This is a genomic window from Bacillota bacterium, from assembly GCA_013314855.1.
Taxonomy (GTDB): Bacteria; Bacillota; Clostridia; order Acetivibrionales; family DUMC01; genus Ch48.
This window is the reverse complement of sequence record JABUEW010000024.1, coordinates 1-26,318: the sequence shown is the minus strand read 5'-3', so window position 1 is coordinate 26,318 and position 26,318 is coordinate 1. Positions and strand designations below refer to the sequence as shown.

Sequence of the window (26,318 nt, the reverse complement as noted above, 5' to 3'; positions counted from 1 at the left end):
GTAATCACCTCCCTCCTCATGTAATTTTGGTTTTTGGACAATTCCATTTTACATCATGAGGGAGGTTTACACAATTCATACAAGAAAGCGGGTGATTCTGTGAACTGGTTGGAAAAAGCTATCGGTGAAATTTCAAAGCTAAGGAATATGTTCAGCTCCATATTCGGCATTAAAACCGGCACATACATGAATGCATACAAACTGGATTCCAGTCGAGTAGATTATGCTAAAGCCCGGGCGCTTTATGATAACACCGACGATAATTACAAATTGGGTGCAGGCTTTGCAAAGCCTGTCATAAATACTACAGTAGGATTTATGGGTGTCCCGCGTTTTAAGAGCAAAGATGAGGATGCGCAGGAAATCCTGGATGACTTTTTCAGCGATAATGTTTCAAAGATGCAGCGCACACATAGGAATGCTTTGAGGGATGGAGACTGTTTTGTATGGATAACCCGCGAGGAACATGAGGATGCAGCCCTGTATCCCGAATCTAAAGTAAGGCTCAAATTCAACATTATACCTCCGGAACAGGTAACACATATCATCAGAAATCCGTTAACGAACAATGTCAGGGAATATGTGCTGCAGTCTGCCCATACATGGCTTGATGAAAGTGAAAATCAGAAAAGAGCCACTGTGGTGCAGCGCATTACAGCTCAAAAAAGAATTATTCGGGTTATTGGTGATGTGCCTCCGGACATAACGGTCGGTGAGGAAGTGAATCCATGGGGCTTTATCCCCATAGTACACTTTAAGAATGAAGGTGATGAGACAAAAGAGTTCGGCCAGTCCGATCTGGAGCCGATAGAGCCTTTCATGAAGGCATACCACGATGTACTGCTCCACGCAATACAGGGCAGCAAGATGCACAGCACACCACGGCTTAAATTCAAGATAAAAAACCTGGCCGCATTCCTGGCAAACAACTTCGGTATAACCGACCCACAGAAATTTGCAGCTGAAGGTGGAACCATCAGCCTGGACGGACACGAGTTTTTCCTGTTCCAGGATGATGAAGATGCGAATTTTATTGAGGTTAAAAGCGCAACCGGGGATGCGGCTGCCCTTTTGAAGCTGCTTTTTTATTGCATCGTCGATACATCGGAAACACCTGAATTTGCTTTTGGAGTGCACACTCCCAGCTCGCTGAGCTCGGTCAAGGAACAGATGCCAATCCTGGTCAGAAGGATTGCAAGAAAAAGGGAGCACTTTACAGAAAGCTGGCAGCGCCTGGCGCGTATAGTTCTTGCGATGACGGCCCAGGCAGAGGCTAAAAAATTCAGCACCTATGCGACTGTGCTTGAATGGGATGAGGTTGATCCCAGGGATGAAAAAGATGTGGCCGAGGTTCTTGAAAGGGTAACAAAAGCACTTGACACCGCACTCCAGGGAGGCTTCATAAGCCTTGAGGCCGCTACAGAATTCCTGGCTCAGTATATTACAACAATGAATGATTATATAAGCGACGACCCGGAAATTCCCGGGGAGCGCGAGCGTATCATGAAGACCAGGCTGATGAGGATGCGCCTTGAGGACGGGCAGTTCCTTGAAAGCCAGAAAGAGGAAATCGACAAAGAGCTGGGGCAGGTGTCATAACAGATGAGTGATGAAATAGACAAGCTGAAGGATGCCGCCGGTGAATATAAAAAGTATGCTCTGGAGGCAAGAAAGAAGTTTATTAACATACGCCATGTTCAGGACATAGAAATCAAAAGCCTGTATATCAGGCTGGCCGAAAGGGTCGCTTCAAGGATAAAATCCCTCAATGCCGCCTCTTCCCCGCTCCGTAAAAGCCAGCTTGAACAGGTGGAGAAACTCCTGGTATACGAGGCAGGCAATCTTAATGAAAATTTGTCAAAATATATGAGAAAATATATCGACGCTGCCGTGGATGCCGGGACCGGATATTCAAAAGCTATAGCATTCAAAATGCTTGATGGTTCAGGGCTTGAAATGTCAAAAGTCAACCAGTCATTCTTCCGGATTAACAGGAATGCGGTAAAAGCATGCTGGAATGAGACAAAAGGCGGCTTAAAGCTTTCGGACAGGATATGGAAACAGGGAGAGACCGCCAGGAAGGCCATAACTGAAATTATCCAGGAATCGGTTGCCACGGGCATGGACGCGGTAAAAACAGCAAGGCTCCTTGAAAAGTATGTGAACGAAGATGCCAGGACGCTTGTAAAAGATTACCCGGAGCTGATGGACAGACTGCATGGCAAGGTACCCGGCAATTTATCTTATGAAGCGCTGCGCCTCGCAAGGACCGAAACAACAAAGGCTTTTGGAAAGGGAACAATTGAAGCCGCAAAAAACAGCCCGGGCTGCAAAGGGATAAAATGGGTCCTTAGCCCGTCGCACCCGGCAACCGATATATGTGATGCCCTTGCCCGAAATGATGAGGGATTAGGAGCAGGCGTTTACCAGCCTGATAATGTGCCGGAGTATCCGGCGCATCCGAATGAAATGTGCATCCTGGTTACAATTTACGAGAGCTCCGACGATTTCAAGAAAAGGTTAAAACGATGGAGGGATAACCCGGAAAGCGAACCCGGACTTGAAAAATGGTACCAGCGGACATATAACGGTATAACTGATGGCGCAATCCAGGGATTGAAAACGGTCAATCTCTCCCCCGGATATAATGACATGGCTGATATACAGGCCATTGTTACTGAACTCATGCTTATACCATATAAACATATACAGATGCTTAAGGAGAAAGGAGTTAAGATAAATACCGGTTGGAATAAAGTTTCAGGATTTTATGCAGACGATATGTCAATCCGGATACTAAAAGAACCTGAATACGGTGAAGTCATACATGAGGTAGGTCATGCTCTTTCATACATTCTTGACCTATACAACGATGATGAGTTCATAAAGGTGCTTAACGCAGGGATAGACTTAAAGCAAATCAGTCGTGACAATTTGATTATAAACCTGCAGCACAGTGAAGGGTTCATTATGCTGCAGCATGAAGGCATCAGCAAGTTTGTTTCAGACCTGCAGGCAAAAGTTTATCGGGGGGACTATTTCATTCCTTCAGAAAATGGTACAATATTTAATACAAAGCTTTTAAAAGAATATTTTGCCGAAGGGTACCGGGAATACTTCATTGACCCAGAGAACCTTAAATCCAGGGATATGATGCTATACCGGTTCATTGAGAGGATGGTGAAGGAATGATAAGTGAAAATGAGAAAAGGCGCATACTGGCAACAAAAAACCGTAGGGAATTAGATGAGGCACTAAAAAGTATTTTCGGAGATAAAAAAATTACAATGGCAGATGTCGGAGAAGAGGTTGTATCACATATGTATAAACTTAATGAGCAGGAGCTTGAAGACCGCGGAATAAGGTCCAAAAAACGTGTATATTGAAGTGAAAGCGAGGTGCATAAAGATGGGAGAAGCATATGTAAGATGCAACAGTAACGAACTCAGGTATGTAACTGTCACTCTTCCCTGCTGCGGCATAGGGCTTCGTATAGACTTGTCACAGCCTTTGATAAACCAGTTTAAATGGCAGGCATGTACTTGCGGTCAAATAATACCGCCAGCCATAAAGGATATTATCTTGCAGTATAAGAAAGCATATGATGCTATCAATTCGGGAAACTATGACGTAAGCTTCGAAATCAAGGTAGAAAAATAAACGCCGTTTTAAGCCTAATTTTATATTATGCATGGTTTATATATAGACTTATACATAAAAATCCATTGTACCCCCGTTGCAACGCGTTGTAACGCTATTTAAACCGATAGAATAAGAGTCCAAAAGGGCTTTTATTTTTTATGCCAAAAACAGGGTTGGATGTTGAAGGGAGGTGAAAAAACTTGGTCAAATATAAATGCATAAGGAATGCGACCGGAGAAATGAGCCAGATAGCCGGAGAAACGGTATCAATCAATGCCGTAATCACCGGCGAAATGAAACCGGAGGATATTCCCCTGGCACCAGGTGTCGATGTGAATGCGCTAAAGGCTGGAGACACTGAGCCAATGGAGGTGGTGGTCGAAGTCCCGACCGGAAAGTCAAAGCGCGGATGGAACTATCAGCCTGCAGCTCTGCAGAAAATTGTCGGCGAGGTAATGAGTCAAGGTCTGCCGGGATTCCTGGGGCATCAAAAAGCAGAGGACGTGGACCATCAGTTTCCTGATCCGGTTACACATTGGGTGGGGGCAATATGGAAGGATGGCAAGGCATATTTTAGAGGAGTTATAGATAAGTCCGCAGCTGACCTTAAAAGGTGGATCAAAGGAAAGGTTGTAAAAACAGTCAGCATATTTGGCATACCCAAGCTTCAGCAGATTGCAGGAGAAACAAATGTAGTGGATTATATGCCGCTTAGCATTGACTGGACTCCGCTGGGCCGGGCAGGGATGCCCACAAAAATCGTTTCCATTGGAGAGATGGAAGAAATAACAGGAGGTGCGAATACAGACATGACATGGAAGGAAATAATGGCAAAATTGAATGCTATGAGGATTAACAAGGAAGTCACAGTGGCACAGATCATGGGTGAAATGGGACTGACCGTGCAGCAGGTCGCCGGTGAAATGGATGCAAAATGGCTTAATGAAGTTACATGCTCTCTGGATACCCTGGGCAAGCTTAAGGAAGCTCTTAAGGTATCCGGCGAGATGGACATACTTGCCGTTGCCAAGGAAGCTGCAGCTGCATTGGAAGAAAAGCGTAAGGCCGGACATGCAAAACTCATCGATGATGTTGTGAAGGAAAGGGTTACCGGCGAAATGGCCCAAAGCCTTGTAAAGAAAATGCTCATCGTTCCCGAGAATGCGACAAAGGAACAGATTGCAGGAGAAATCGATAAGATTCTTGCCGATGAGACATTGAAGGATACTTTCAACAAGCTCCATATCGATAAGCCTGCAGGCATTGGAACATCAAATGCAGGTGACAAAAACAAAGGCGGCATGCTGAAAGCAAGGACGGTGTCCATATGAGTTCACTGGTCAGGTTTAATCCTCAGTCACAGTCTTTTGTGAGCAATGGCCAAGGCGGAAAGTTTGAAGCAAAGGCCATAACCCGGCAGGGCATTGTAAGCAATAAACTTTCAGAGCAGCCCGGGCCGAAGGTGTTAAGCCAGATTCCAACAACTACGGGCAAATCGGTAAAAATCTATTATTAAGGAGGCGTGACAAATGGGAAGAAAGGTTTCAGGAGCTGCATCGGTAAAGGTAACCGTACCGGTCAGCACAACAATTGAGCAGGGTAAGTTTTACCTGTTGGACGGATTTTTCGGCATGGCCGTCCAGTCGGTTACCACGGATGAAAGCACAACTGCCGAAGTAGTGCTTGAAATCGACCAGGCCGAGTATGAAACAAGCCAGATTACCGTAGATGATGCCTTTGACAAGGGTGATGCGGTATACTGGAATGATGCGACAAAACTTTTGACAACCCAGGCAAATCCGGATGCAAGCGGAAATCCTCAAAACAGGGCTGTCGGAAGGGTAACCGATGCAAAGGATGCCAATAATGTAATATGGTTCATACTCGGACCGCAAATACAGGCGCATTAATGGAGGTGCAGTAAATGTTGAAGATATATAGCGTTGAAACGCTTATAGCCGAGAGGCGTTCAAGGAACATTGAAGTGGCCGTTCCATACAGTGTAAACGGCGAAATAAGGACAGTGACAAAGAAGATTGTAAACGGAGAAATGGTAGTTTACGATCTCCGCAAACCGATTGGTGAGATGATAACCACACCTGCAGGGCTTGACGACCTGATTCGGAAATCGGTTATTGACCTTGAGCTTGGAAGAGAAGGGGTTCCCCTCCTCTATACTCCGATTTACAGGAAAGTGGAAGACGCAAACTTTTCCGAGCATGTGGACATCAGTCCGTTCACAAATGCCCAGGTGGTATTTTTGCAGCACATGGAGCTTGAGGGTGTGAAATTCGGTTCCAGGAAGGTCGGAGCAAAGGACACGGTGCCGATCATAACATATGCAGCAGGGCTTGAATGGACGGAAGATATGGTATTGTACGATAAGACCTGGGAAATGGCAGAGGCGAACAGATCAATGGGTGAAGCATACAATGCCCTCTTGAATCACATTCACCTCTACCCTATCATCAGCTACAACTATGCCGCCAAAAACAAAACTGCAGCAGACATCAGCGGCAGCACGCTCCTTGAGAAGATGAGAAACACAATCAAGGCTGCATTGATTCATGCATCCCAGGATAAAAACACCGACACAAAGGCTCCCAGGAAACCCAACATACTGCTTGCGCATTCAAGCAGAAGATGGGACATCGAGGAGTGCCTGCAGCGGATGCAGATCGGTGGAACCGTCTACCCGGCAATCAGCCAGATAGACACTCTCATATTCTATGACGGCTGGAGCATAGCGGTTGGTGAAAAAACATATGATTATCCCGGAGTCGATGCAAACAAGGCGTATCTGATTGAAGGCCAAAAGTATTTCAGAGAGCTTGTGAAGCATGACTTAAGGGTCGATGCGACCGGCGGCGATCTGAAGAGGCTGGTCGAAAACGCCGTTGTCGGAAGAGCAAGGCGCGGTGTGGTTGCTTCCCCTGCAAATGCCGTTGAAGAAATTACACTGCCCGCATAAGGTTGGTGAATTAGATGAATAAATGTATAAATTGTGCCTGGTATCCATGGAAACCAGGCACAGATTTATCACTGATGCTGGCAATGAAGTGTCATCCGGACATACCTGCGAGAAAATGGTCCAAGGAAATGGCCACAACCGAGCACGAATGTCAGAAGTTCAAGGCGGTGATGAAAGATGACCCCGACAACGGAGCTAAGAACAAGGCTAAGAAAGCTACTAAACGAAATAATTCCGGCAGGAGGAAGTGAAGCAGACACAAATTTCCTGGATTCCGAGATTGATGACCTTCTGAAGGAGAATTCCAATATTTACGAAGCTGCTTCAGCAGGCTGGACGATGAAAGCCGGGATGCTTCAGGAAAAAACCGAAAGCTACAGTATGGGCCAGGAAAAATATGATCTGACGTCACTGAAAGATCAGCTGGCTCACGCTTTGGCAATGGCCGAGCAATACGCCGGCATGGCCAAAGGAACCAGCAGCGGTCTAATCCTGAAGATTTCCAAACCGGAGGTGCTGTGACATGGATTATATCGCATGGCGCAGGAAGCAGATACAATGGAACATAGCGCAGAACCCTCTAGTCATAACAATTTCCCGCACGGAAAAAGTTGAAACAGAGGGCCACTTTGAGGAAGTAAAGACTCAGGCAGGCCCTTTTTCCGTGCGGATATTCCCAAAAGGACAAAGGTATCCGAAAGAGGTCAGCGATATTGCAGGTACCAAGCAGGTTGATGAAGGATGGGGCCTTCTGGCCAACTACCAGGCGGATATAAAAGCAGGCCCGAACGTCAGTGACGAATTTGATGTGACCGGGCTAGGGCATTTCAGGATAACAGCGGTTTATCCCCAGGTGGTCATGGGACAAATTGCCGGTTACCAGGCAGATATCGAGAAGGTGGTTTGATGGACATCAAAAGGGACGTGCAGGACTATATCAGGAGAAAAAAAGGCGAACTGCATATGCTTCTTGACCACTGGGCCGGAGAACTTAAGGGGTATGCAAAACTGAATGCTCCCTGGAAAGATAGGACATCTCAGGCAAGGCAGGGGCTTCATTCCGGAGTCGAGGATGAAGGCGACCGGTTTATACTGTACCTTTCCCATGGCAAGGAATACGGTACTTACCTGGAAACCGGTACTGGAATATATGGCCCAAAGAAAAAACCAATAAAACCGGTAAGAAACTTGGAGGGGCTTTCCCACCCTATCAAGCAGGTTAAAGGCATGAAACCGAGAGCTATTCTTCAGCCGACGATCGAAAGACATATTGCAGAAATCGAGAAGGATGTACGAGAAGTTTGGAGGGATTGATTATGCGATCGGAGATAAGGCAGAAGCTTATTGATGCAATTTCGGACATAGATGGCCGTGCTTATGAACCGCATGCTGCAGGCAAGGATACCGAAAAACCATACCTTGTGATATTTCAGGGTACGGAAAATTTAAGCGATACATGGGTTGGCGGAAATACTACCATCGAAATATTTCCATGTGTAAGCCGCACTACCTTCCAGAAGGTTGATGAGCTTGCAAAAAAGGTTATATCAGCACTAGACAGGCAGCTTATTGTTACGGCAGGCGGTGAAGCTTTCACCTGCATCTATACCGGCCCGTCCGGAGAAGATGACGTGGATGAGGACTGGGATATCATAACAAGAAGGCTTAAATTTGCCGTACTCACCTTCCCCAGTCAGATGACAATAGAGCCTGATCCGGTTGCTGCAGTACACAACTGGACAAACAATGTTTTCCCTGAGCTGCAGCTTGATCCGTCCACATGGGCACTTACCGATACGACACCGGCGGTTTACTGGAGGCTTGCAGACATACGTGTCCTTGAAAGATGGGCTGCAGTAATCTGGATGGAGGCTGTAATAATGGGGCATATACTTGCTCCGTCTTCTGCAAGCAGGTTTTTATGGGTAAAAAAGATTACTGAAAGGATAGCACTGGATGCAAGGACTTATTTAACCGACGGCTCTCCCTTATTCTTTCAGACGGTATCTGCCGACAGCCAGGCGGATCATTTAAAAAACGGCCAAATAAAACTTACCGTCAAGTACGGCATATTAGTATCAAAACCGGCAGCGGAACTTATTGAAAATATTTATACAAGCGGACCGCTGCCATAATGCGGAGGTGATTTGATTGAGAGGCAAATCGGAAAACAAGGAACAGCCTGCCAGCGTTTACAACAAGGATGAATTAATAGCGGCGGCAGAGATCGTATTCGGGGTTAAACCCGAGGTTGTGGCCGCAGCTGTAAAGATGGCAGGCAAGTCGGAAATGACAAAGGACGAGGCAAAAACTGCAATTGAAAAATTCATGAAAAAGGAGGTCAGGTAACAGATGGGAGCATTTTTTGCGGTCGGAGAACAAAAAATAAGGCCAGGAGCATATATCCGGTATGAAAACACCGGAAGAACACCCGAGGCGATATTGCAGCAAGGTATATGTGCCGCTGTGTTCAAAGCCGATTGGGGACCGCTCGGGGTTGTGTCAGATATAACAGCGGACAATAAGGATAGGCTCTATGGCTCAGCATTGACTACGGATATAATGACGGAAATATTAAACGGTGGAGCTTCAGCCATAAAAGGAGTAAGATTAGGGACCGGAGGGACCAAAGGAATATATACAATTCGGGATACTGCTGTCGAACCTGTGAGTGTTATTAGCATAACAGCCAAATATGAGGGCACAAAACCACTGAAACTTACGCTAAGGGACAGCCTTACGGATAGTTCAAAAAGGGAATTGTTGGTATATGACGGCGTTGTGTTCAGACAGAAATTCATGTTTGACAAAGGTGGTGCCGAAGTGGATGCGCTTATTGCGGCAATTACTGCTGACGGCAGCGATTGGATAACAGCATCAAAGCTGGCAAACGGGAATGGTATTTTGGAGGCGCTCAACCAGCAGCCTCTGACCGGTGGGGCAAATCCGACAATAACAAGCCAAGACTATTCGGAAGCTTTTGTTTTACTGGAGTCACAGCCATGGAACGTGCTTGCGGTCGATACGGAAGATACGGCAGTACATGCGCTGGTGCAAGGATACATAGACAGGATCCTGTCTGATGGTAAATTTGTGCTGGGCGTCATAGGCGAGCCAACCACGGTAGATTTCTCTACAAGGAAAGAAAACGCTGCGGCATTCAATGATTATGCCATCTTATACGTACTGAACGGATTCAAGGATGCGGATGGAAATTTCTATGAGGGATACAAGGCTGCGGCAAGGGTAGCCGGGATGGTTGCGTCGGCGGCAGTCACAAGCAGCCTAACGCATGCTATAGTCAAGAGAGCCAATGCACTTACGGAAACGCTCACCAACCCACAGATTGAACAGGCCATACAGTCCGGGGCCATCGTATTCACAACAAATAGCAAGGGGCAGGTACAGATAGAGTATGGCATAAATACTCTTGTTTCGCCGGATAGCAACCAGGATGCAGGATGGAAAAAAATACGAAGAGTAAGGACAAGGTTCAGCCTGATGGAAAGAGTGTCTGCAGCATGGGACGACCTGATCGGGAAAGTGGATAACGATCCAGATGGCAGAGCCACGCTTGTGAGCGCAGCCCAAGGTGTCGTAAATAAAATGATTTATGAAGGAGCGCTGCTCCCTGGAGGAATTGTATATGAAGATCCGGAAAATCCGCCTGTGGGAGACAGCGCATGGTTCAAATTGGCTGTTGACGATATAGACAGCGGGGAAAAACTATACCTTTCATGCGGGTTCAGGTTCGCCCCTGAAACTACAACTTGACGGAGGTGAATGATAAATGAAAGAGAAACTTGATCCACGGTATATATTGACGGGAAAAGATGGCGAACTGTATGCCGAGGACGGAACTTACCTTGCCCAGGTAAATACCTTCCAGGCTCAGGTTAATATAACCAATACGGACTATCAGCCTGCAGGTGAGCTTTTAAGCGTGGCAGTATTGGTATCATATACAGTCACCCTAACATTTACCGAGACCGTGATAAAGGATGTGGTTCTGCTTAAAAAATTGATGGATGGCCTTAAAAACAAAGTGCAACCGCAGTTTGGTTTCCAGGGCAAGATAAATGGCCACGATGGTACGGCAAGCCGCCAGATATTTAGAGCATGCGTGCCTGACGGCTCCATCGACCTTGCCAACATACAGCCAGGCGATATAATAACCAGGGCATGGTCGTTTAGGGTAAATGAGCCGCCGGATCTGCAAGAATTATTAGGAGGTGCCGTATAATGGATAATTTCGATGAAAAGGACATGACGCAGGATATACCGACAAAAGAAGAATATCTCGTGAACGAAAACGCATTGCTTGCAGCATTGTTGAAAGCAGCGGAAGGCAGACAGGATGAAAGCAATTTCGCAAGGGTCGATATTTCAAGGAAAGGTAATATCCTATTCAGCTTCAGGGTAAGGCCGTTAGGCGAGGATGAATATAACGCATGCAGAGACAAATATACTAGATATGTTCGAAATAAGGGCTTCGGGGGATTGAAGCTGCCCGAGGAAACCGACACAGTAAGATACCGTAGTGCATTAATATATACGGCGACTATCAAAGAGGACAGAGAAAAGATATGGGACAATAAAGATGCATGGAAGGAGCTTAGGGTGTTAAACGGCATAGACCTGATAGATAAAGTCCTGTTTGCCGGAGAGAAGGATAAAATTGTAGAGATTATTGATAAGATCTCCGGGTACGATTCCAGCATGGAGGAAGTCGCAAAAAACTCATAAAGGCCGGAGGTCAGGCTACAATATTGCATTATATATTCCAAAGGACCGGCAGGACACCGGATGAAATACTGTCCAAGCCACCCGGGATAATAGCCTTTTGCAAGGCTTCAATGGAAGTTACCATTGAAGCCGAAGTGGAGGCTTTGGAGAAAATGAAAGGAGTGAATGGCTGATGGCTGAACAGGTCTACAGGATTGAAATACCGATAAACGTATCCGACAATACGGAACCGGCACTCGGGCAGGCACAGGCAAAAGTCAGCAAATTTGAGCTCAGCATAGACCGCACGAAGAAGCAAATAAACAGCATGAACAAAACCAGGCTCCGGCTTGTAGCTTCAGCCATAGACAAAGCTTCTGCTGTTCTTGACTCTGTGGGCAGGAAAGCCTGGGGATTGGCCGGAAAGACATTCCGGTTCACTGTCCGCGTATTAGACCTTGCGACAAAACCGCTGCAGGCAGTATTCAGGCTAGCAACATCCGTTGTTGGATTGCTGACCGCCGGTGCGGGAGTATGGGGCGGTTTCGTCAAGCCGTTGGATATGTCCGGAGATTTTGAGCAGACACAAATCGCATTTGAGACTATGCTAAAGTCCGCAGAAAAGGCAACAAAGTTTCTGGCCGAAGCAGAGGATTTTGCGAACAGGACGCCGTTCGAGTTTCCGGAATTGGCCGATAGCGCAAAATTAATGCAGGCATTTGGGTTTAATATAGAAAAGGTACTCCCAATGCTTGAAACTATTGGCGATACATCTTCCGGACTAGGAGCAGGCAGTGAAGGAATAGAGAGGATTGTCCGGGCGTTGGGCCAGATGCAGGCCAAGGGCCGCGTAATGACCCAGGAAATGCTGCAGCTACAAGAGCTTGGAGTGCCGGCAGCTGAAATATTGATGCAGAAGCTCGGGCTTACCCAGGAACAAGTTGCGGATATCGGGCAGGAAGGGATCGAAGCAGGCAGAGCAATACAGGCATTGCTTGAAGGTATGGAAGAGCGATTCGGGGGCATGATGCAAAAGCAAAGCAGGACGTTAAAAGGTCTCTTGTCAACCATTAAGGATACCTTTAGCAATAAAATCATAAGGAGATGGGGTGATGGCCTCAGGGAAGGCATAACCCCGCTTTTAACGAAGCTTGTTGATTGGATCGATATTAACCAGGACAAAATTACAAAATGGGGAGAGGCTATTAAGTCAGCGGGCCGAAATATATCAGATTGGATAATTAGCAAGGTCGAGAAATGGAGAGAGTCTATTTTTGGTTTGGTAAATAGCGCAGAATGGAAGGCGGCAAAAACTTTCGGAGAAAAGGCAAAACTTGCCTGGGATATGGTGATTGTAGAACCATTCCAGGAATGGTGGAACGGTAAAGGGAAAACATGGCTTATGGGAAAAGCCGCTCAAGTAGGCCAAGGATTAGGTAATGCTTTGAAATCAGGAATACTTGGCTTATTGGGACTGAGTTTAAAAAGTTCGGCTATGGATGATGGCTTGAACATAGGTATGACTTTTGCTGAAGGGTTTATCAAAGGATTTGAGGGCAAAAAGGTCGGAAAAGCAATATTGAACGCATTAAAGGGAATATTTAAGGATGCGGCAACCTTGCTTCCTGGAGGAGAAAGCCCGTCAAAAACGGCATGGCTATCGACTTTGCTGATTGGTGGAGTGTTCGCAAAGCTTGGCGGATTTAAGGTATTAGGAGGTGCAACAAAACTTTTTTCAGGAATAGGCGGAGCAGCCGGTACTGCAGCAACAACCGGGGCAGGGACAGCCGCAGCAAGCGCTGGCACAGCTGCGGCAACCGCAGCCGGAAGCATAACCGCTGCAGGCTTGGCAACAACTGCTGGTTGGGCTGCCGGTGCATTGGGAGCTTTTTCAGCAATCAACGACCTTGCATATGCGGTAAATACTCGCAATGAAAAAGAAAGGCGGACTGCATATGCAAGTGGTGGTTCAAAGGCTGCCATGGTAGCATTAGGTGCCGCCATAGGCACTGCAATATTACCGGGACTGGGTACCGCTATTGGAGCGGGGATAGGTGGACTCGGAGCATTATTTTTTGGAGGAAAGCTTGGAAAAACGATTTCGGGATGGATCGACGGCAGTGGAAAAATTGAAAAAACAGCAAGGGATTTGAGATCTGCAGCCAATGAATACCAGAATATGGCCGATAAGGCATACAGCACAAAAAGGCTTTCCGATGAATACAACCGTCTTAACCAATTTATCATTGAGGGTAAAGGCACTACCGAAGAAATGGCGGAAGCCCAAAACAAGCTTCAGGCAGTAATAGAAAGCCTGGCAGGAATATATCCCGGCCTTATAACGCAGTACGACATTGAAAATGGGAAACTGAAGGAAAAACTAAATTTATTAAAGGACATAACCGAAGCAGACAGGCAATCGGCAAAACTGAAATTAGAGCAGGAAGTCGCTACAGGAGAGATGAACTTTGCAAAGATCGAAGACCGGTTCAGAGCTGCAAAAGATAGAATGAACAAGTTGCAAGAAGAAAAGGATGCCCTAGAGAAGGCCATATCTCAATTTAAAACCTACGAGCTTGAAATGATGAAATTATTCCAGGACAGGCATAAGGAAGGATATGATTGGGAAAAGGATTCGGAAAGAGTTCAGACTTTGCTTGATAAGATCAATGAAGTGGCACGGACGCTCGGATATGATTTCAGCGGCAGCGGATTGGCAGGATTTTCATTTGCAATGCAGGATAAAACTTTTGAAGAAGAAAGGTTGAAAGTTATTGATGCCCTGCTGAAAGAAGATGAACAGCTTGCACAGTTAAGAGACCAATACAGCAGCTTATATGAAGCTCAGAAAAAGCTTATAGAATTTGACCTTGGCGGTACACTTGAAGAGCAGGCACAAAAATATTACTTGTTAAGCGAAGCGGAACAGCAAAGGTTCCTTGAAGCCATTGGAAAAGTATCCGAGCTGGAACGCAAAATGAAAGAACTACCTACAGAGAAAAAGATTAATATTGACGTACTTGCCAGGTACATGAGTGAAAGCAATCCGGATAAAAGCATACAAAGCGGATATTATCCTGATACTAACAGCATATCGCCTCACGCAACCGGCGGTATACTACACCGACCGCATATCGGACTGGTTGCCGAGGCGGGGCCGGAAGCAATTATTCCCCTTTCCTCTTCCAGGCGCAGCCGGGGTATCGACCTTTGGAACCAAGTTGGCGGCATCTTTGGATTCAATTTGAGCAGAATGGCTTTTTCTAATGCAGATTATGCTGCAGATGAAATAGGGCCGTATGCCAATGTGGGCATCTTAGGAAACCTGAAAGATGCACTCAGGACATTTCCAGACACAAATGAAGAACCAACCAAAGTGGACTATGTGAATGCACCCGTCCCATATAAGGTACCCTTTGCAGGAAAACAGGGAATAACATTAAAAGTCCAGGTTCAAAGCAGCCCGACGTATGATATCAAGGCTGCAGCGAATGCAGATGAAATAATTGCAGTTATACGGGAAAATCAGGATGAGCTTGCAGATGAGCTGAGCAGTGAAATTGCAAGCAAATTGAGCGGTGTATTTCAGAATATGCCTGATTAGGGGTGGTTTTAATGGATTTTTATGTAACAGAACCTAAGACAAATACAAGAATACACTTTCCTATGAATCCGGAAATGGTAACGGTAAGTACAGGAGCCAACATGGTAACCTATGATATAATGCACCTTGGTGAAGTCAAGCTCCCGAAAGGAAACAAGCTTGATGTTGTCTCCTGGGAAGGGAAGCTTCCGGGAGAGCCACGCAAAAATATGTCGTTTGTGAAAACCTGGAGCAGCCCTATTGAAATACACAATCTGTTAAAAAAATACAAGGAGACAGGTACAAAACTGCAGCTCTTAATAACCGAAACCCCAATAAATATGGACGTATACATTGAAACGTTCGAGCCGGTATGGGGAAGTGGATTTGGAGACTGTGACTACAGGATCACGTTCACCCAGGCAGTAGAAATTAAAGTCTATACAGTGGATGAATGGCAAAATAAGCCGCAATCTTCAGAAAATACAAAGACAGTATCAAGACCGGCTCCGCCAAAACAGCCGACCTACATTGTCAAGCCGGGGGATTCCTTGTGGAAAATAGCGCAAAAGGAGCTTGGTAAAGGGTCAAGGTATCCTGAAATATTTGAATTAAACAAGCCGCCCCTAAAAGACCCGAACATTATTTACGCCGGTCAGGTTTTAAAGCTCCCGGTATGATGAGGTGGTGCCATGATAGACCTGAAGGATATAAGCTATGAATTTGTGCTACTTAATTCCCAGGGCAGAAAATATATGATGGCCGAACTGCAGCAGGCTCTCTCGTGGGAGGAAAATCCGGGAGAGCTTGCTGTAAGGATGCAGGCCACTCTACACAACATAGCGGTTGAAGGAACATATATAACACAGCTTGCGGCTCTGGGAAGCAAGGTTTTTATTACATCAAACTGGGGTACCGGAACCGAAGAAATATTCCAGGGTACCATTTTTAACTGGGATTATAGAAGTTCAGCAAAAAAAGACCTGAACATTACAGCATACGATAACCTGATTTACCTTCGGAAATCCGATGACAACAGGTACTATTCTGCAGGAACCAGCAGTAAAAGCATTATACTGGACATATTTGAGGATTGGGGTGTGCCAGTGGCAAAATATGAAGGGCCTGACATTGCAATGGCTAAAAAGGTATTCAAATCACAGACACTGGCTGCCATGGTTCTTGAGGTGCTGGACGATGCGAAGAAAAAAGGTGCGGGTAAGTTCATAGTCAGAAGCAGTAATGGAAAGGTTGAAATAATACCGAGAGGCTCCAACAGGCTTGTATACCATTTTGCAGCAGATAATAACACGATAGTTACAAGCGATCGGCAGGACATTGAAGACCTGGTTACAAGGGTCAAGATAGTAGGAGCCGAGGATAGCGAAGGACGATCTCCTGTTGAAGCAATTGTAGACGGCAGGACGGAATTTGGTGTACTGCAGAGAATATTTCACCGTGAACAGGATGATACGCTTGCATCCGCAAAATCATCTGCAAAAGATATCCTTGATGAGCAAGGAAAGCCACGAAGAGCCACAAGTATACAGGCTCCCGATTTACCTTTCCTAAGGAAAGGCGACAAAATATATGTAAATGCCGGAAATCTTTACGGCTATTATTACATCACCGGTATTCAGCACGATGCTACTGCAAGGACTATGACAATGGAGGTGGAACCATAATGTCCCAGAGCAACAAAGGAGTAAACAAACTCGCAAGGGTTCTGTTGTCAAGGATGAAGCAAACAGGCAGCAAGCCTGATATATTGGAGCTTGGAACGATAAAGAGCGACTATAGCCTGCTTACGGACAGGTTTCCAATAGCAATACCCAAAGGAGAATATCTTGTCTGCAGGAGCCTTACGCTTAATGCAGAGCAGCCGTTAACTATCACGGCAGAAAATCAGGGCCAGCATCCACATGGACCAAGCGGTGGTCACTCACAATATTCCGGGGACGGTGTTCATAGCCATCCTGATACCGAAGGACAGCACATCCACGATGTAGTACTTCCGGATTTAATGAAGCCTTTAAAACCTGGTGATAGAGTCCTTGTGGCATGGGTCAATGACGGAACCGACCCGGTAGTAATAGATATAGTGGTTCCGGGTTAGGAGGGATACTATGGCAGATAAAAACCTGTTCCCTGTTTTTGAGATGCCTTTGGTTATGCCTGAAGAGCAAAAAACCAGCACAATAAAATATGGGCGGTCATGGAAGTTTGATTTTGAGCTTGGCGACTTTGTTATGGATGGAGGCAACAAGGTTAAAGAGGCGGATGGGCATACTGCATGGGCACAGTGGTGTATGAAAACACTCCTGACGGAAAGGGGATCATGCCTGGCTTATTCAGATGCCATAGGCATTGAAAGTGATGAGGTAAGAAAGCAGCCGTCCAGGAAGGCAGCTGAGTCGGTTTTGGAAAGGACGGTTACTGAAGCTCTACTGGCTGATCCACGGACAGATTCGGTACGCGATTTTAAATTTACCTGGACTGGCGACAATGTATATGCAAGTTTTACAGTTTATCCGAAAATAGGTGCGCCTGAGAAGATGGGTGTGACTATCAAGCTATGAAAGGGGTGGACATATGGGTACTGAATATGTGGCTCCGGACTTTTTGCAGAACCAAGATGTTGAAACAATTCACAATAACATGAAAGCAAATGTGCCTTTAGACCTTGACACTTCCGAGGCTCAGTTTTTTCATGACGCAACAATGCCTGTAGCAATTGAAAAGGCGGAAATGGTGGAGTTTAAGCTTAATGAAACCATAAAGGTGTGCTTCCCTCAATGGGCATACGGAATATATCTTGACATGCATGCGGAAATGGCCGGATTAAGCAGAAAAGCTGCTGTAAGTGCAACCGGCACGCAACGGTTTTACGGCTTGGAAGGCGTATTCATTCCTGAAGGTTTTATTATTGCGACTCCTGCTGTCGGTGATCAGCCGTCCACAGAGTTCAAGACATTATCTTCAGCCAATATCAATGTTTCAGGATATGTAGACATACCTATTGAGGCGGTTTTGGCAGGCACATCCGGAAATGTGGCAAGCAATACCATAACCTTGATGCAGCAGCCACAGGCAGGTATAACTTCAACAATAAACCTGGGGCCGACATCCGGTGGAACCGAGGAGGAAGATGACGAATCCCTGCGCTCAAGAATCCTGGAAGCAAAACGGAATATACCAATGTCCGGTTCCATTTCGGATTACAAATTGTGGGCGAAGGAAGTTGACGGTGTTGGAGAAATTTATGTGGTTCCTGAATGGAATGGGGCCGGAACCGTGAAGATAATAGTCATAGACTCTAACGGCCAGCCTGCAAACCAGGCATTAATTGATGCAGTTCAGGAACATATAGCTCCAGGTGGAAAAAACGTTGGCGGCCTTGCACCGATAGGCGCACTTGTTACAGTAGTGGCTCCTGTGCAGTATGTGCTGAATATAGAATTTACATGGACGATTGAAGAAGGAGCTGATCCGGTCACAACCCTCGATGCTGTTAAACAAGCGTTTGATGAATACTATATCAGGGTTGGTGTTGGTGGACTTGTAAGGATATCGGAAATAGGCGCATGCATAATAAATACCCAGGGGGTCGTCGATTATACAGGGCTTACCGTCAATGGAGCTGGCACAAACCTACAGTTGGCTGGTGATGAATTCCCGGTGACAGGGACGGTGACAGCCAATGAGTGACATCTTGACAAGTGAAAGCGGCATAAGGATGCTTGGCTATGTCTCCCCTATCTACTTTCAAAGCAGGATTATGCTTGCAATATTTCAAGTCAACGGACTTCAGGTTGATGATCTTCAAAGCTGGACAGCCGGAATCCGTGACCAGTTATTCCCCCAGACAGCAACCTGGGGATTGAAGTATTGGGAAAGCCTGCTTGGATTATTGGTCAACGAATCAATAAGTATTGAGACAAGACGACAAAAAGTATTAAGCAGGTTAGTTACCAGGACACCTATTACACCAGAAAAAATGAAATTCATCGTAGAGCAGACCACTTCAGTTCCGGCAGAAATTGAGGAAAATATCGCAGATTATACCTTCAGGGTAGTGATATATCCTGATGGCCAGACAAGCATTATTCTGAAGGATGTTATAGAAGCTGTTAATGCCGCAAAGCCTGCACACTTAAGTTATGAAATAGGATTAAAGTATGCTTCAACAATATCACTTAAAGGAGAGATGCTGGTCAATGTCCCGTCGGAGCTTGTTTTCTGCGGTGAGATCATATGTGGCGCTTATCCGGAAGAAAACGCAGCGACAGAGTATGCTGCAGAGATAAGGCTTGCAGCGCTCTATTCCACAGCAGAGCAGGCGTATAAACTGTGTGGAGCATTTATGTCTGGCGATGACACGGAATTCTCAAATGATGCTGCGAGCTATTCAAGCAATATCAATATAACGGCAAGCTATTCTACAACATTGAAAAATTATTTAATTTGTGGCGAAATAATATGCGGGGAGGCGATAATATGATAACCTCAACAGGTATAGAAAAAGTTGCTGAATACATAAAAGCATTGGTCAGTAAAGGCACCTATACTATAAGCGGAGTAACAAAGGACGTTTCAATTCTCAAGACGGAACTGACGGGCGGTATCCTGACGATTTACTTGTATCTTGATAATACCGATTCCGGCAACATCTCTAATATTAAGCTTATAGATATAGCAGGTTCGGTATTTGCAGATAAACCTGACAATATAACCAAGACCAATACAAAAGGCCTTTTAATAGCCTTTAAATTCACAATAAGCGAGGTGTAAGACATGTATCAGAAGACGGACTGGGTTGATATTATAAGGGACAGCCAGGGTAATGTGATACAGGAGGGTACAGTGGTTGCCGCCAATGTCATGAACAATTCTGAAAAGGGTATCTTCGAGGCGTTCATATTGAATGATGTCCTTATGCAAGAAATGCAGCAGCGGAAAAGAGAACTTGAAAACAATATTCCTGAGATTGGACAGATAGTATTAACCAACGCTCAGCAATACCCGTTTAATAATTCGAAAGTTACAGTTAATCTTGTGAAAGCAAGAAACACATTAAATTACACTGTAACTGTAGAATACAATGGAAATAATGTTGGCGATGTAATAGTAAGCGACAAGCAGCTTAATGGCTTTAAACTTGAATACACCGGGAGCGCAGCGTCTGTTACAGTCAAGTATTATGTGAGAGGAGGAATATATTAATGATAGTTGTTGAAAAAAATGAGGGCACCAAAATTGAATACACAATTACAGATACCATACTCAACCTGAATGAAGAAATCATGATGGATGTGAGCAAATTTGAAAGAGACTTCCCTGTCCACATTGACATCTGTAGGAATCAATTCGATATGCTCACCTTCGGGCTGAGCGAAAGGTATGTGGCCCAAATTGACATTCCGGCCAGGGAATATGAAATGGTAGAAAATGGCACTGATGAGGAAGGTAATCCAAAATATGATAAGGTTGCGGTACCTTTCGATATTGGCAAGGTAATATTAACATTATGGAGTATGGAGGGATAAGGAAATGGCAAACTTTGATGATTTGAAATTAAGCGCTGAAGCTCTTTCTGGAGGCAAAAATACAGTGCTACTGGATGACCTGGGAATGCCTTCAATAATGGTAAGAATACCGAAGTTTTACTTGGATGAAGTGATTGATGGAGCTCCACATACTCCCCACCCTGCTTTTATTGTAAATGGGGTTGAGAAGGATGAAATATATATTTCAAAATACCAGAACGTAGTGGTAAATGATAGGGCTTATAGCCTCCCATATAAGGACCCGAAGGTTTATATAACTTTTGATCAGGCCTTGCTATATTGCTATAATAAGGGAAATGGCTGGCACTTAATGAGCAATGCAGAATGGGCAGCATTAGCCCTTTCGTGCAAAAAGAAGGGATTTATGCCGAGAGGAAACAATAGCTATGGAAAAGATTATTCGGCTACATATGAGAGAGGTGTAGTAACTTATAGGTATGAAAGCGGAGGCATCTGGTATGATGGAAGAGTAGCTACCGGTTCTGGTCCGGTTAGTTGGGCACATGACAATACAAATGAAGGCATATTTGACCTAAACGGAAACGTTTGGGAATGGGTGTCTGGATTGAGGCTTAATAATGGTGAAATACAGATTATTGAAAATAATAATGCAGCCATTCTCAACACTGACCATTCTGCAGGAAGCGTAGCCTGGAGAGCAATTCTACAGGACGGTACCTTAATGGCTCCTGGGACTGCAGACACCTTAAAAATAGACAACACGACCGCCGGTGATTCTACTGCCACATCTCATGATATAGGCGGCGATTTGAGGATCAATACATTAGTAGAAAATCCAATGTATGTTCCCGGCGGGCAGGTTGACTATGGTTATTCAACATCCACGCTTGAAACAATTGCGGCTGCAACCGGGGTAACAATTCCGACTTTATTAAAAGCATTGGGATTGTTCCCTCTTGATGCCTCGCATGGTGGTGATGCTGTCTATGCGAGAAATTACGGAGAACGGCTCCCGCTTCGTGGCGGCTGCTGGAGCAACACGTGCGACGCTGGAGTGTTCGCCCTGCACTTGGACTACGCTCGGTCGCGCTCGTACTTCAACTTCGGGTTCCGCTGCGCTTATGTTGCGTAATCTGAAATCTGAATACCTGAAAATCTGACATGGGCGGACGGTAGTCCGCCCATAATCTTTTTACGAAAGAGGGTTATAATGGAGGATTTAAAGATTTTGCAAAAGGTATATGACATGATTCTGTACGGCAACCAGTGCCTATCTCAATTTCCAAGGTCGGAACGGTATGCGCTGGCTGCAGACATAAAACAGTCGATGTATAGGCTTCTCCGTCTGATAATAGAGGCAAACAAGCGGTACTATAAAAAGACTACTCTCCAGGAAATTGATGTTGAACTTGATATATTGCGGACTTATATACGACTGGCAGCAGACCCGAACACGAAATACCTTCCATTAAGGAAATATGAAAATTGGAGCAAAATGTTGAACGAAATCGGCAAAATGCTCGGTGGTTGGATAAAAGCATTTAAGTAAGAAGAATATGGGGGGATGAGTCGCATCGGCTCCCGCTTCGTGGCGGCAACTGGAACAACACGTCCAACGCTGGAGTGTTCGCCCTGAACTTGAACAACGCTCGGTCGAACTCGAACAACAACATCGGGTTCCGCTGCGCTCTACTCTCATTGTCAGAAGCCATAACCCTAAGGGGCTACGGACAGCACAGAGAGAATAAAGGGATTCATCTCCCTGCCGAACGGGAAACCGGGAGGCAAAAAACTAAATTTCTGTGGAAGCAGTGAGTAGCTGTAGCGAAAGATGCTACACACAGAGATATTACTACAAAGGAAGTGACGCCTTGAAATTATCTGGTCTATACGAAAAGATATATGACTTTGAAAACTTGTACCAGGCGTACAGGGAAGCAAGAAAAGCAAAAAGATTTAGGGATGATGTGCTTCAATTCAGCGGTAATCTCGAAGAAAACCTTATACAAATCCAGAATGAGCTTATATACAGGGAATATAAGGTCGGAAGGTATCGTGAATTCTTTGTATATGACCCTAAGAAGAGACTTATAATGGCCTTGCCTTTCAAGGACCGAGTAGTTCAATGGGCCATATACCGGCAGATTAATCCTATGCTGGATAAGCAATTTATATATGATTCATATGGCTGCCGGGTAGGGAAGGGTACCCATAAAGCAGCAGACCGTCTGCAATATTGGCTGCGGCAGGTATCCAGAAAGCCTCAGAAATATTATTATCTTAAGCTCGATATTGCAAAATATTTTTACCGCGTAGATCACCGGGTACTCATGGATATCCTCAGAAAGAAAATTGACGACAAGGATATTCTCTGGCTTTTGGATAAAATCATCAACAGTGAAGATACAAAGTTTGGGCTACCTATCGGAGTTGACCCTGACAAGTGTACCGATGAAGACCGGCTATCTGATGTCGGAATGCCCATTGGAAACCTTACTTCACAATTGTTTGCAAACCTGTATTTAAATGAATTGGACCAGTACGCAAAGCACGAATTGAGGCTGCATTACTACATCAGGTACATGGATGATATCGTGATCCTTCACCACGATAAAAAATATCTCCATTCTGTCAAGGATGACATTAATCTGTTCCTGAATGAAAAGCTCAACCTCCAGCTAAATAAGAAAACTACCATACGTCCGATTTCCTGCGGAATAGAATTTGTGGGTTTCAGAATATGGGCTACTCACAGAAAACTAAAGAAGAAATCTGCCAGGAAGATGAAGGCGCGTATTAAGTTTTTACAGAAAGCCTATGCTTCAGGAAAGATGAGTTTTCAGGAAGTGAACAATTCCATGCAGTCCTATTTTGGGATAATGAAGCATTTCAACAGTTATAAATTCAAGAGCAAACTCCTGAAGAATTTTGTTTTAAAGAAAGAAGGTGATAGCGATAATTATACACCAATAATCAATTATCTTAAGAAGGGGAGGATCTGATGTTACCTATACAGAAAAAATTGATAAAATATAATTTTTCGAGTGGCAATAACCCCAAATACATAGTTGTGCATGATACTGGCAATATGAGCAAAGGGGCTGACGCAGAAGCACATTTTAAGTATTTTAATAGCGGAGACAGGCAGGCTTCTGCCCATTATTTTGTAGATGATCACTCAATTGTGCAGACTATAGAAGATTATAACGCTTCTTGGCATTGCGGGGATGGCAAAGGGCAGTATGGCATCACAAATTATAATTCTATAGGAATTGAAATTTGCATAAACAGCGATGGCGATTATGATAAAGCCGTCGGAAATGCTATTGACCTGGTAAAATATCTAATACAGAAATACAGCATACCAATTGACAAAGTTGTAAGACACTATGACGCAAGCAAAAAAAACTGTCCAGGAACAATGAGTGCGAATAACTGGGCTAAATGGACATGGTTTAAGACTCAGCTTTCTAAAGATAGTTGGAAATTTGAAGGTATCAATGGCCTCGCAGATGCGGGATTGCTTTCCGACAGGGAAGGCTGGTGTAAGAAAATTGATGAACCTATGCCGGTGTGGGCGGTCACCCTTATCATGTATAGAATATTCAAGAATCTGAAAGGAGGTGCATGAGATGAGTGAATATGCAAACGCAATTATAACGGTTGTTGTTCTCCCTTTGCTTACAGTTGCTACAGGTTACCTGGTAGCTCTCATCAGAAAGAAAATTGCAGAGCTGGAGGAGAAAATTAACAGCCAAAAGGTTGATAAATATCTTAATATTGCTGAAGATGCAGTTTGTACAGCCGTTACCGCTGTGAGTCAAACATATGTAGAAGTCCTTAAAAACAACAGTCAGTTTGATAAAGCAGCACAACAGGAAGCCTTCAATATGGCTAAAAACAAAGCTCTTGCAATAATGGGTACTGCGGCGCAGCAAGCCTTAAGAGCTGCATATACCGACCTTGATGCTTGGCTTGATAATAAAATCGAATACTACGTGAACATTAACAAGACTTCAGCTTTACATTAATTTTCAACACTATGAAAATAACAGCACTGAGAATTAGACTTGGTGCTGTTATTTATTTAAGGAGTAAGCAGGTTTATAAGTATAATTTTATTTTTTATAAATAATGTTTAAACGATATTTATAAATATATTTATTTATTAAATATTTATTAAACAGGATGTTTGTGCCCTCCTTTTTGAGGGGTACGAATTTCGTACGGTTCGTTGTAAGGGAATACTATTGCATAAATATTCAATTAATTGTATATTTTTCTCATTTTACGTGCAAATTTTTCTCATTTTACGTGCAAAGCTACATAGAAAAGAGCATACAATAATCGTTGAAAAACTTGGAACTTATGATGAGCTTCTTAAAAAACTAAACGGGCAAGACCCCATTAAATGGGCAAAAAAATATATTGAGGAACTTAACAGGAAAGAAAAAGAAGAAAAACGTGAAGTACTTGTTAAGTATTCTCCATCAAAACTTATCCCTAAAGGTGAACAGCGTTCCTACAACGGCGGATATCTGTTCCTTCAAAAAATATATCATGAACTTGCATTACACAAAATTTGCAATCAAATCGCTAAAAAATATAAATTTGATTTTGACTTAGACTCAATCCTATCAAGGCTTGTTTACAGCAGAGTTATTTTTCCTGCTTCCAAGCTTGCAACCCATGAACTTTCTAAAAGATTTATCGAACAACCAAATTTTGATCTGCATCAAATATACCGGGCTCTTGAAGTTCTCGCTAAGGAAACAGACTTTATTCAGTCCTCATTGTATGAAAACAGTTTAAAAGTTTCTAAAAGAAATACAGGTGTTCTTTACTATGATTGTACCAATTACTTTTTTGAAATAGAACAGGAAGAGGGCATCAAACAGTATGGCCCATCTAAAGACCACAAGCCCAATCCAATTGTTCAAATGGGATTATTTATGGATGGAGACGGAATCCCTTTGGCTTTTAGCATTAACAGAGGGAATATGAATGAACAACTGACTTTAAAACCTTTAGAAAAGAAAATTATTTTCGACTTTGAGATTTCTAAATTTATCGTATGCACAGATGCAGGTCTTGCTTCCGAAGCTAATAGAAAGTTTAACAACAAAGATAATCGTGCATTCATTACCACACAATCTATCAAAAAATTAAAAGATCATCTTAAGAAATGGGCTCTTTCTACAGATGGATGGAAACTTCCCGGAAGCGAAAAAACCTATGACATTTCTAAACTTGATGAAATGATAGATAAAGCTGGTGCTGAAGATAAAATAAAAATACGTGAGAAAGTCTTTTACAAAGAACGCTGGATTAATGAAAATGGCCTTGAGCAAAGGCTTATTGTAACTTATTCGATTAAATATAGAGATTATCAGAGAAAAATTCGCAGTTCTCAAATACAGCGTGCACAAAGTCTTATTGATACAAACCCAACAAAAATCAAGAAATGCAACTCTAACGATTATAAAAGGTTTATTAAGAAAACAAGCTTTACTTCCGACGGTGAAGCCGCAGATAAAGAAATCTATAGTATTGATTCTTTGTTAATTCAAAAAGAAGAAGCCTTTGATGGTTTTTATGGAGTATGTACAAACCTTGAGGATGATGTATCTGAAATTATCAAGATAAATCTGAGAAGATGGGAGATTGAAGAATGTTTTAGGATTATGAAAAGCGAATTTAAAGCAAGACCAGTGTATTTAAGCAACGATGACAGGATTGAAGCACATTTCATCACTTGCTTTATATCACTAATTATTTATAGGCTGCTGGAGAAGCGTCTCAAAGAGGAATTCACCTGTCATGAGATTATTTCCGGACTGAGAAATATGGAATTCTTTGATGTTAAAGG

The 26,318-nt window shown here is 44.1% G+C and carries 32 protein-coding genes and 1 pseudogene; all 33 read left to right on the top strand.

The window, feature by feature from the left end; translation table 11 throughout:
* The first annotated feature begins 147 nt into the window (after nt 1–147).
* The 33 genes and pseudogenes from HPY74_06025 to HPY74_05865 all read left to right on the top strand — a co-directional run bounded on the left by HPY74_06025 (nt 148) and on the right by HPY74_05865 (nt 26,318).
* The gene (locus HPY74_06025) at nt 148–1,599 is read left to right on the top strand and encodes a phage portal protein (GenBank protein ID NSW90226.1); all 1,452 of its coding nucleotides are present in this window, start codon (nt 148–150) and stop codon (nt 1,597–1,599) included.
* Between the two features lie 3 nt (nt 1,600–1,602).
* Nucleotides 1,603–3,192, top strand: a complete 1,590-nt coding sequence (locus tag HPY74_06020) for a hypothetical protein (GenBank protein NSW90225.1) — start codon at nt 1,603–1,605, stop codon at nt 3,190–3,192.
* A complete protein-coding gene (locus HPY74_06015; protein ID NSW90224.1) occupies nt 3,189–3,386 on the top strand; it encodes a hypothetical protein in 198 nt (65 codons plus the stop codon). Before HPY74_06020 ends, HPY74_06015 begins: the two co-directional genes overlap by 4 nt.
* Before the next feature lie 22 nt (nt 3,387–3,408).
* Nucleotides 3,409–3,660 carry a hypothetical protein gene (locus HPY74_06010; GenBank protein NSW90223.1) on the top strand — a complete coding sequence of 84 codons (252 nt, stop codon included), beginning with the start codon at nt 3,409–3,411 and terminating at the stop codon, nt 3,658–3,660.
* A 221-nt stretch (nt 3,661–3,881) separates the two neighbouring features.
* Nucleotides 3,882–4,973 carry a transcriptional regulator gene (locus tag HPY74_06005; protein ID NSW90222.1) on the top strand — a complete coding sequence of 364 codons (1,092 nt, stop codon included), beginning with the start codon at nt 3,882–3,884 and terminating at the stop codon, nt 4,971–4,973.
* Nucleotides 4,970–5,158: a hypothetical protein gene (locus tag HPY74_06000; GenBank protein ID NSW90221.1), complete on the top strand. Its 189-nt coding sequence runs from the start codon at nt 4,970–4,972 to the stop codon at nt 5,156–5,158. Before HPY74_06005 ends, HPY74_06000 begins: the two co-directional genes overlap by 4 nt.
* Nucleotides 5,159–5,171: 13 nt before the next feature.
* Nucleotides 5,172–5,552 (top strand): DUF2190 family protein, encoded by a 381-nt coding sequence (locus HPY74_05995; GenBank protein NSW90220.1) that lies wholly within the window; start codon nt 5,172–5,174, stop codon nt 5,550–5,552.
* A 17-nt stretch (nt 5,553–5,569) separates the two neighbouring features.
* A complete protein-coding gene (locus tag HPY74_05990) occupies nt 5,570–6,613 on the top strand; it encodes a hypothetical protein (protein ID NSW90219.1) in 1,044 nt (347 codons plus the stop codon).
* A 177-nt stretch (nt 6,614–6,790) separates the two neighbouring features.
* Nucleotides 6,791–7,135 carry a hypothetical protein gene (locus HPY74_05985; protein ID NSW90218.1) on the top strand — a complete coding sequence of 115 codons (345 nt, stop codon included), beginning with the start codon at nt 6,791–6,793 and terminating at the stop codon, nt 7,133–7,135.
* A gap of 1 nt (nt 7,136) precedes the next feature.
* Entirely contained in the window at nt 7,137–7,520 is a 384-nt protein-coding gene (locus HPY74_05980; GenBank protein NSW90217.1) for a hypothetical protein, read from the top strand.
* Nucleotides 7,520–7,927 carry a hypothetical protein gene (locus HPY74_05975; GenBank protein ID NSW90216.1) on the top strand — a complete coding sequence of 136 codons (408 nt, stop codon included), beginning with the start codon at nt 7,520–7,522 and terminating at the stop codon, nt 7,925–7,927. Before HPY74_05980 ends, HPY74_05975 begins: the two co-directional genes overlap by 1 nt.
* A gap of 2 nt (nt 7,928–7,929) precedes the next feature.
* Nucleotides 7,930–8,748, top strand: coding sequence for a hypothetical protein (locus tag HPY74_05970; protein NSW90215.1), 819 nt, complete (start codon nt 7,930–7,932; stop codon nt 8,746–8,748).
* 16 nt (nt 8,749–8,764) lie between these two features.
* A complete protein-coding gene (locus HPY74_05965) occupies nt 8,765–8,962 on the top strand; it encodes an oligoribonuclease (protein NSW90214.1) in 198 nt (65 codons plus the stop codon).
* A 3-nt stretch (nt 8,963–8,965) separates the two neighbouring features.
* Nucleotides 8,966–10,387 carry a phage tail sheath subtilisin-like domain-containing protein gene (locus tag HPY74_05960; protein ID NSW90213.1) on the top strand — a complete coding sequence of 474 codons (1,422 nt, stop codon included), beginning with the start codon at nt 8,966–8,968 and terminating at the stop codon, nt 10,385–10,387.
* 16 nt (nt 10,388–10,403) lie between these two features.
* Nucleotides 10,404–10,856 carry a hypothetical protein gene (locus HPY74_05955; GenBank protein ID NSW90212.1) on the top strand — a complete coding sequence of 151 codons (453 nt, stop codon included), beginning with the start codon at nt 10,404–10,406 and terminating at the stop codon, nt 10,854–10,856.
* Nucleotides 10,857–10,879: 23 nt separating this feature from the next.
* A complete protein-coding gene (locus HPY74_05950) occupies nt 10,880–11,359 on the top strand; it encodes a hypothetical protein (GenBank protein NSW90211.1) in 480 nt (159 codons plus the stop codon).
* A gap of 23 nt (nt 11,360–11,382) precedes the next feature.
* Nucleotides 11,383–11,532, top strand: coding sequence for a hypothetical protein (locus HPY74_05945; protein ID NSW90210.1), 150 nt, complete (start codon nt 11,383–11,385; stop codon nt 11,530–11,532).
* Nucleotides 11,532–14,942 carry a tape measure protein gene (locus HPY74_05940; GenBank protein NSW90209.1) on the top strand — a complete coding sequence of 1,137 codons (3,411 nt, stop codon included), beginning with the start codon at nt 11,532–11,534 and terminating at the stop codon, nt 14,940–14,942. Before HPY74_05945 ends, HPY74_05940 begins: the two co-directional genes overlap by 1 nt.
* Nucleotides 14,943–14,953: 11 nt before the next feature.
* Nucleotides 14,954–15,601: a LysM peptidoglycan-binding domain-containing protein gene (locus tag HPY74_05935; GenBank protein NSW90208.1), complete on the top strand. Its 648-nt coding sequence runs from the start codon at nt 14,954–14,956 to the stop codon at nt 15,599–15,601.
* Nucleotides 15,602–15,613: 12 nt separating this feature from the next.
* Nucleotides 15,614–16,606: a hypothetical protein gene (locus HPY74_05930; protein ID NSW90207.1), complete on the top strand. Its 993-nt coding sequence runs from the start codon at nt 15,614–15,616 to the stop codon at nt 16,604–16,606.
* Complete coding sequence (locus HPY74_05925) at nt 16,606–17,037, top strand: hypothetical protein (GenBank protein NSW90206.1); 432 nt, start codon at nt 16,606–16,608, stop codon at nt 17,035–17,037. Before HPY74_05930 ends, HPY74_05925 begins: the two co-directional genes overlap by 1 nt.
* Nucleotides 17,038–17,047: 10 nt before the next feature.
* Nucleotides 17,048–17,500 carry a DUF2634 domain-containing protein gene (locus tag HPY74_05920; GenBank protein NSW90205.1) on the top strand — a complete coding sequence of 151 codons (453 nt, stop codon included), beginning with the start codon at nt 17,048–17,050 and terminating at the stop codon, nt 17,498–17,500.
* A gap of 13 nt (nt 17,501–17,513) precedes the next feature.
* Entirely contained in the window at nt 17,514–18,629 is a 1,116-nt protein-coding gene (locus HPY74_05915) for a baseplate J/gp47 family protein (GenBank protein NSW90204.1), read from the top strand.
* Nucleotides 18,622–19,422, top strand: a complete 801-nt coding sequence (locus HPY74_05910) for a YmfQ family protein (GenBank protein NSW90203.1) — start codon at nt 18,622–18,624, stop codon at nt 19,420–19,422. The genes HPY74_05915 and HPY74_05910 overlap by 8 nt, the downstream gene beginning before the upstream one ends.
* Complete coding sequence (locus HPY74_05905) at nt 19,419–19,712, top strand: hypothetical protein (protein ID NSW90202.1); 294 nt, start codon at nt 19,419–19,421, stop codon at nt 19,710–19,712. The genes HPY74_05910 and HPY74_05905 overlap by 4 nt, the downstream gene beginning before the upstream one ends.
* Before the next feature lie 3 nt (nt 19,713–19,715).
* Nucleotides 19,716–20,144 carry a hypothetical protein gene (locus tag HPY74_05900; GenBank protein ID NSW90201.1) on the top strand — a complete coding sequence of 143 codons (429 nt, stop codon included), beginning with the start codon at nt 19,716–19,718 and terminating at the stop codon, nt 20,142–20,144.
* A complete protein-coding gene (locus HPY74_05895) occupies nt 20,144–20,467 on the top strand; it encodes a hypothetical protein (protein NSW90200.1) in 324 nt (107 codons plus the stop codon). The genes HPY74_05900 and HPY74_05895 overlap by 1 nt, the downstream gene beginning before the upstream one ends.
* 4 nt (nt 20,468–20,471) lie before the next feature.
* Complete coding sequence (locus HPY74_05890) at nt 20,472–21,581, top strand: SUMF1/EgtB/PvdO family nonheme iron enzyme (GenBank protein ID NSW90199.1); 1,110 nt, start codon at nt 20,472–20,474, stop codon at nt 21,579–21,581.
* Between the two features lie 78 nt (nt 21,582–21,659).
* On the top strand, nt 21,660–21,998 hold the full coding sequence (gene avd / locus HPY74_05885; protein NSW90198.1) for a diversity-generating retroelement protein Avd: 339 nt from the start codon (nt 21,660–21,662) through the stop codon (nt 21,996–21,998).
* 322 nt (nt 21,999–22,320) lie between these two features.
* A complete protein-coding gene (locus HPY74_05880) occupies nt 22,321–23,451 on the top strand; it encodes an RNA-dependent DNA polymerase (protein ID NSW90197.1) in 1,131 nt (376 codons plus the stop codon).
* On the top strand, nt 23,451–24,080 hold the full coding sequence (locus tag HPY74_05875) for an N-acetylmuramoyl-L-alanine amidase (protein ID NSW90196.1): 630 nt from the start codon (nt 23,451–23,453) through the stop codon (nt 24,078–24,080). Before HPY74_05880 ends, HPY74_05875 begins: the two co-directional genes overlap by 1 nt.
* A gap of 1 nt (nt 24,081) precedes the next feature.
* Nucleotides 24,082–24,480, top strand: a complete 399-nt coding sequence (locus HPY74_05870) for a hypothetical protein (protein NSW90195.1) — start codon at nt 24,082–24,084, stop codon at nt 24,478–24,480.
* 315 nt (nt 24,481–24,795) lie between these two features.
* Nucleotides 24,796–26,318, top strand: a pseudogene (locus HPY74_05865) (IS1634 family transposase).

Coding starts and splice junctions, on each gene's coding strand:
- HPY74_06025 (NSW90226.1), top strand. CDS start 148: ATGTTCAGCTCCATATTCGGCATTAAAACCGGCACATACATGAATGCA.
- HPY74_06020 (NSW90225.1), top strand. CDS start 1,603: ATGAGTGATGAAATAGACAAGCTGAAGGATGCCGCCGGTGAATATAAA.
- HPY74_06015 (NSW90224.1), top strand. CDS start 3,189: ATGATAAGTGAAAATGAGAAAAGGCGCATACTGGCAACAAAAAACCGT.
- HPY74_06010 (NSW90223.1), top strand. CDS start 3,409: ATGGGAGAAGCATATGTAAGATGCAACAGTAACGAACTCAGGTATGTA.
- HPY74_06005 (NSW90222.1), top strand. CDS start 3,882: ATGAGCCAGATAGCCGGAGAAACGGTATCAATCAATGCCGTAATCACC.
- HPY74_06000 (NSW90221.1), top strand. CDS start 4,970: ATGAGTTCACTGGTCAGGTTTAATCCTCAGTCACAGTCTTTTGTGAGC.
- HPY74_05995 (NSW90220.1), top strand. CDS start 5,172: ATGGGAAGAAAGGTTTCAGGAGCTGCATCGGTAAAGGTAACCGTACCG.
- HPY74_05985 (NSW90218.1), top strand. CDS start 6,791: ATGACCCCGACAACGGAGCTAAGAACAAGGCTAAGAAAGCTACTAAAC.
- HPY74_05980 (NSW90217.1), top strand. CDS start 7,137: ATGGATTATATCGCATGGCGCAGGAAGCAGATACAATGGAACATAGCG.
- HPY74_05975 (NSW90216.1), top strand. CDS start 7,520: ATGGACATCAAAAGGGACGTGCAGGACTATATCAGGAGAAAAAAAGGC.
- HPY74_05970 (NSW90215.1), top strand. CDS start 7,930: ATGCGATCGGAGATAAGGCAGAAGCTTATTGATGCAATTTCGGACATA.
- HPY74_05960 (NSW90213.1), top strand. CDS start 8,966: ATGGGAGCATTTTTTGCGGTCGGAGAACAAAAAATAAGGCCAGGAGCA.
- HPY74_05955 (NSW90212.1), top strand. CDS start 10,404: ATGAAAGAGAAACTTGATCCACGGTATATATTGACGGGAAAAGATGGC.
- HPY74_05950 (NSW90211.1), top strand. CDS start 10,880: ATGACGCAGGATATACCGACAAAAGAAGAATATCTCGTGAACGAAAAC.
- HPY74_05940 (NSW90209.1), top strand. CDS start 11,532: ATGGCTGAACAGGTCTACAGGATTGAAATACCGATAAACGTATCCGAC.
- HPY74_05935 (NSW90208.1), top strand. CDS start 14,954: ATGGATTTTTATGTAACAGAACCTAAGACAAATACAAGAATACACTTT.
- HPY74_05930 (NSW90207.1), top strand. CDS start 15,614: ATGATAGACCTGAAGGATATAAGCTATGAATTTGTGCTACTTAATTCC.
- HPY74_05925 (NSW90206.1), top strand. CDS start 16,606: ATGTCCCAGAGCAACAAAGGAGTAAACAAACTCGCAAGGGTTCTGTTG.
- HPY74_05920 (NSW90205.1), top strand. CDS start 17,048: ATGGCAGATAAAAACCTGTTCCCTGTTTTTGAGATGCCTTTGGTTATG.
- HPY74_05915 (NSW90204.1), top strand. CDS start 17,514: ATGGGTACTGAATATGTGGCTCCGGACTTTTTGCAGAACCAAGATGTT.
- HPY74_05910 (NSW90203.1), top strand. CDS start 18,622: ATGAGTGACATCTTGACAAGTGAAAGCGGCATAAGGATGCTTGGCTAT.
- HPY74_05905 (NSW90202.1), top strand. CDS start 19,419: ATGATAACCTCAACAGGTATAGAAAAAGTTGCTGAATACATAAAAGCA.
- HPY74_05900 (NSW90201.1), top strand. CDS start 19,716: ATGTATCAGAAGACGGACTGGGTTGATATTATAAGGGACAGCCAGGGT.
- HPY74_05895 (NSW90200.1), top strand. CDS start 20,144: ATGATAGTTGTTGAAAAAAATGAGGGCACCAAAATTGAATACACAATT.
- HPY74_05890 (NSW90199.1), top strand. CDS start 20,472: ATGGCAAACTTTGATGATTTGAAATTAAGCGCTGAAGCTCTTTCTGGA.
- avd (NSW90198.1), top strand. CDS start 21,660: ATGGAGGATTTAAAGATTTTGCAAAAGGTATATGACATGATTCTGTAC.
- HPY74_05875 (NSW90196.1), top strand. CDS start 23,451: ATGTTACCTATACAGAAAAAATTGATAAAATATAATTTTTCGAGTGGC.
- HPY74_05870 (NSW90195.1), top strand. CDS start 24,082: ATGAGTGAATATGCAAACGCAATTATAACGGTTGTTGTTCTCCCTTTG.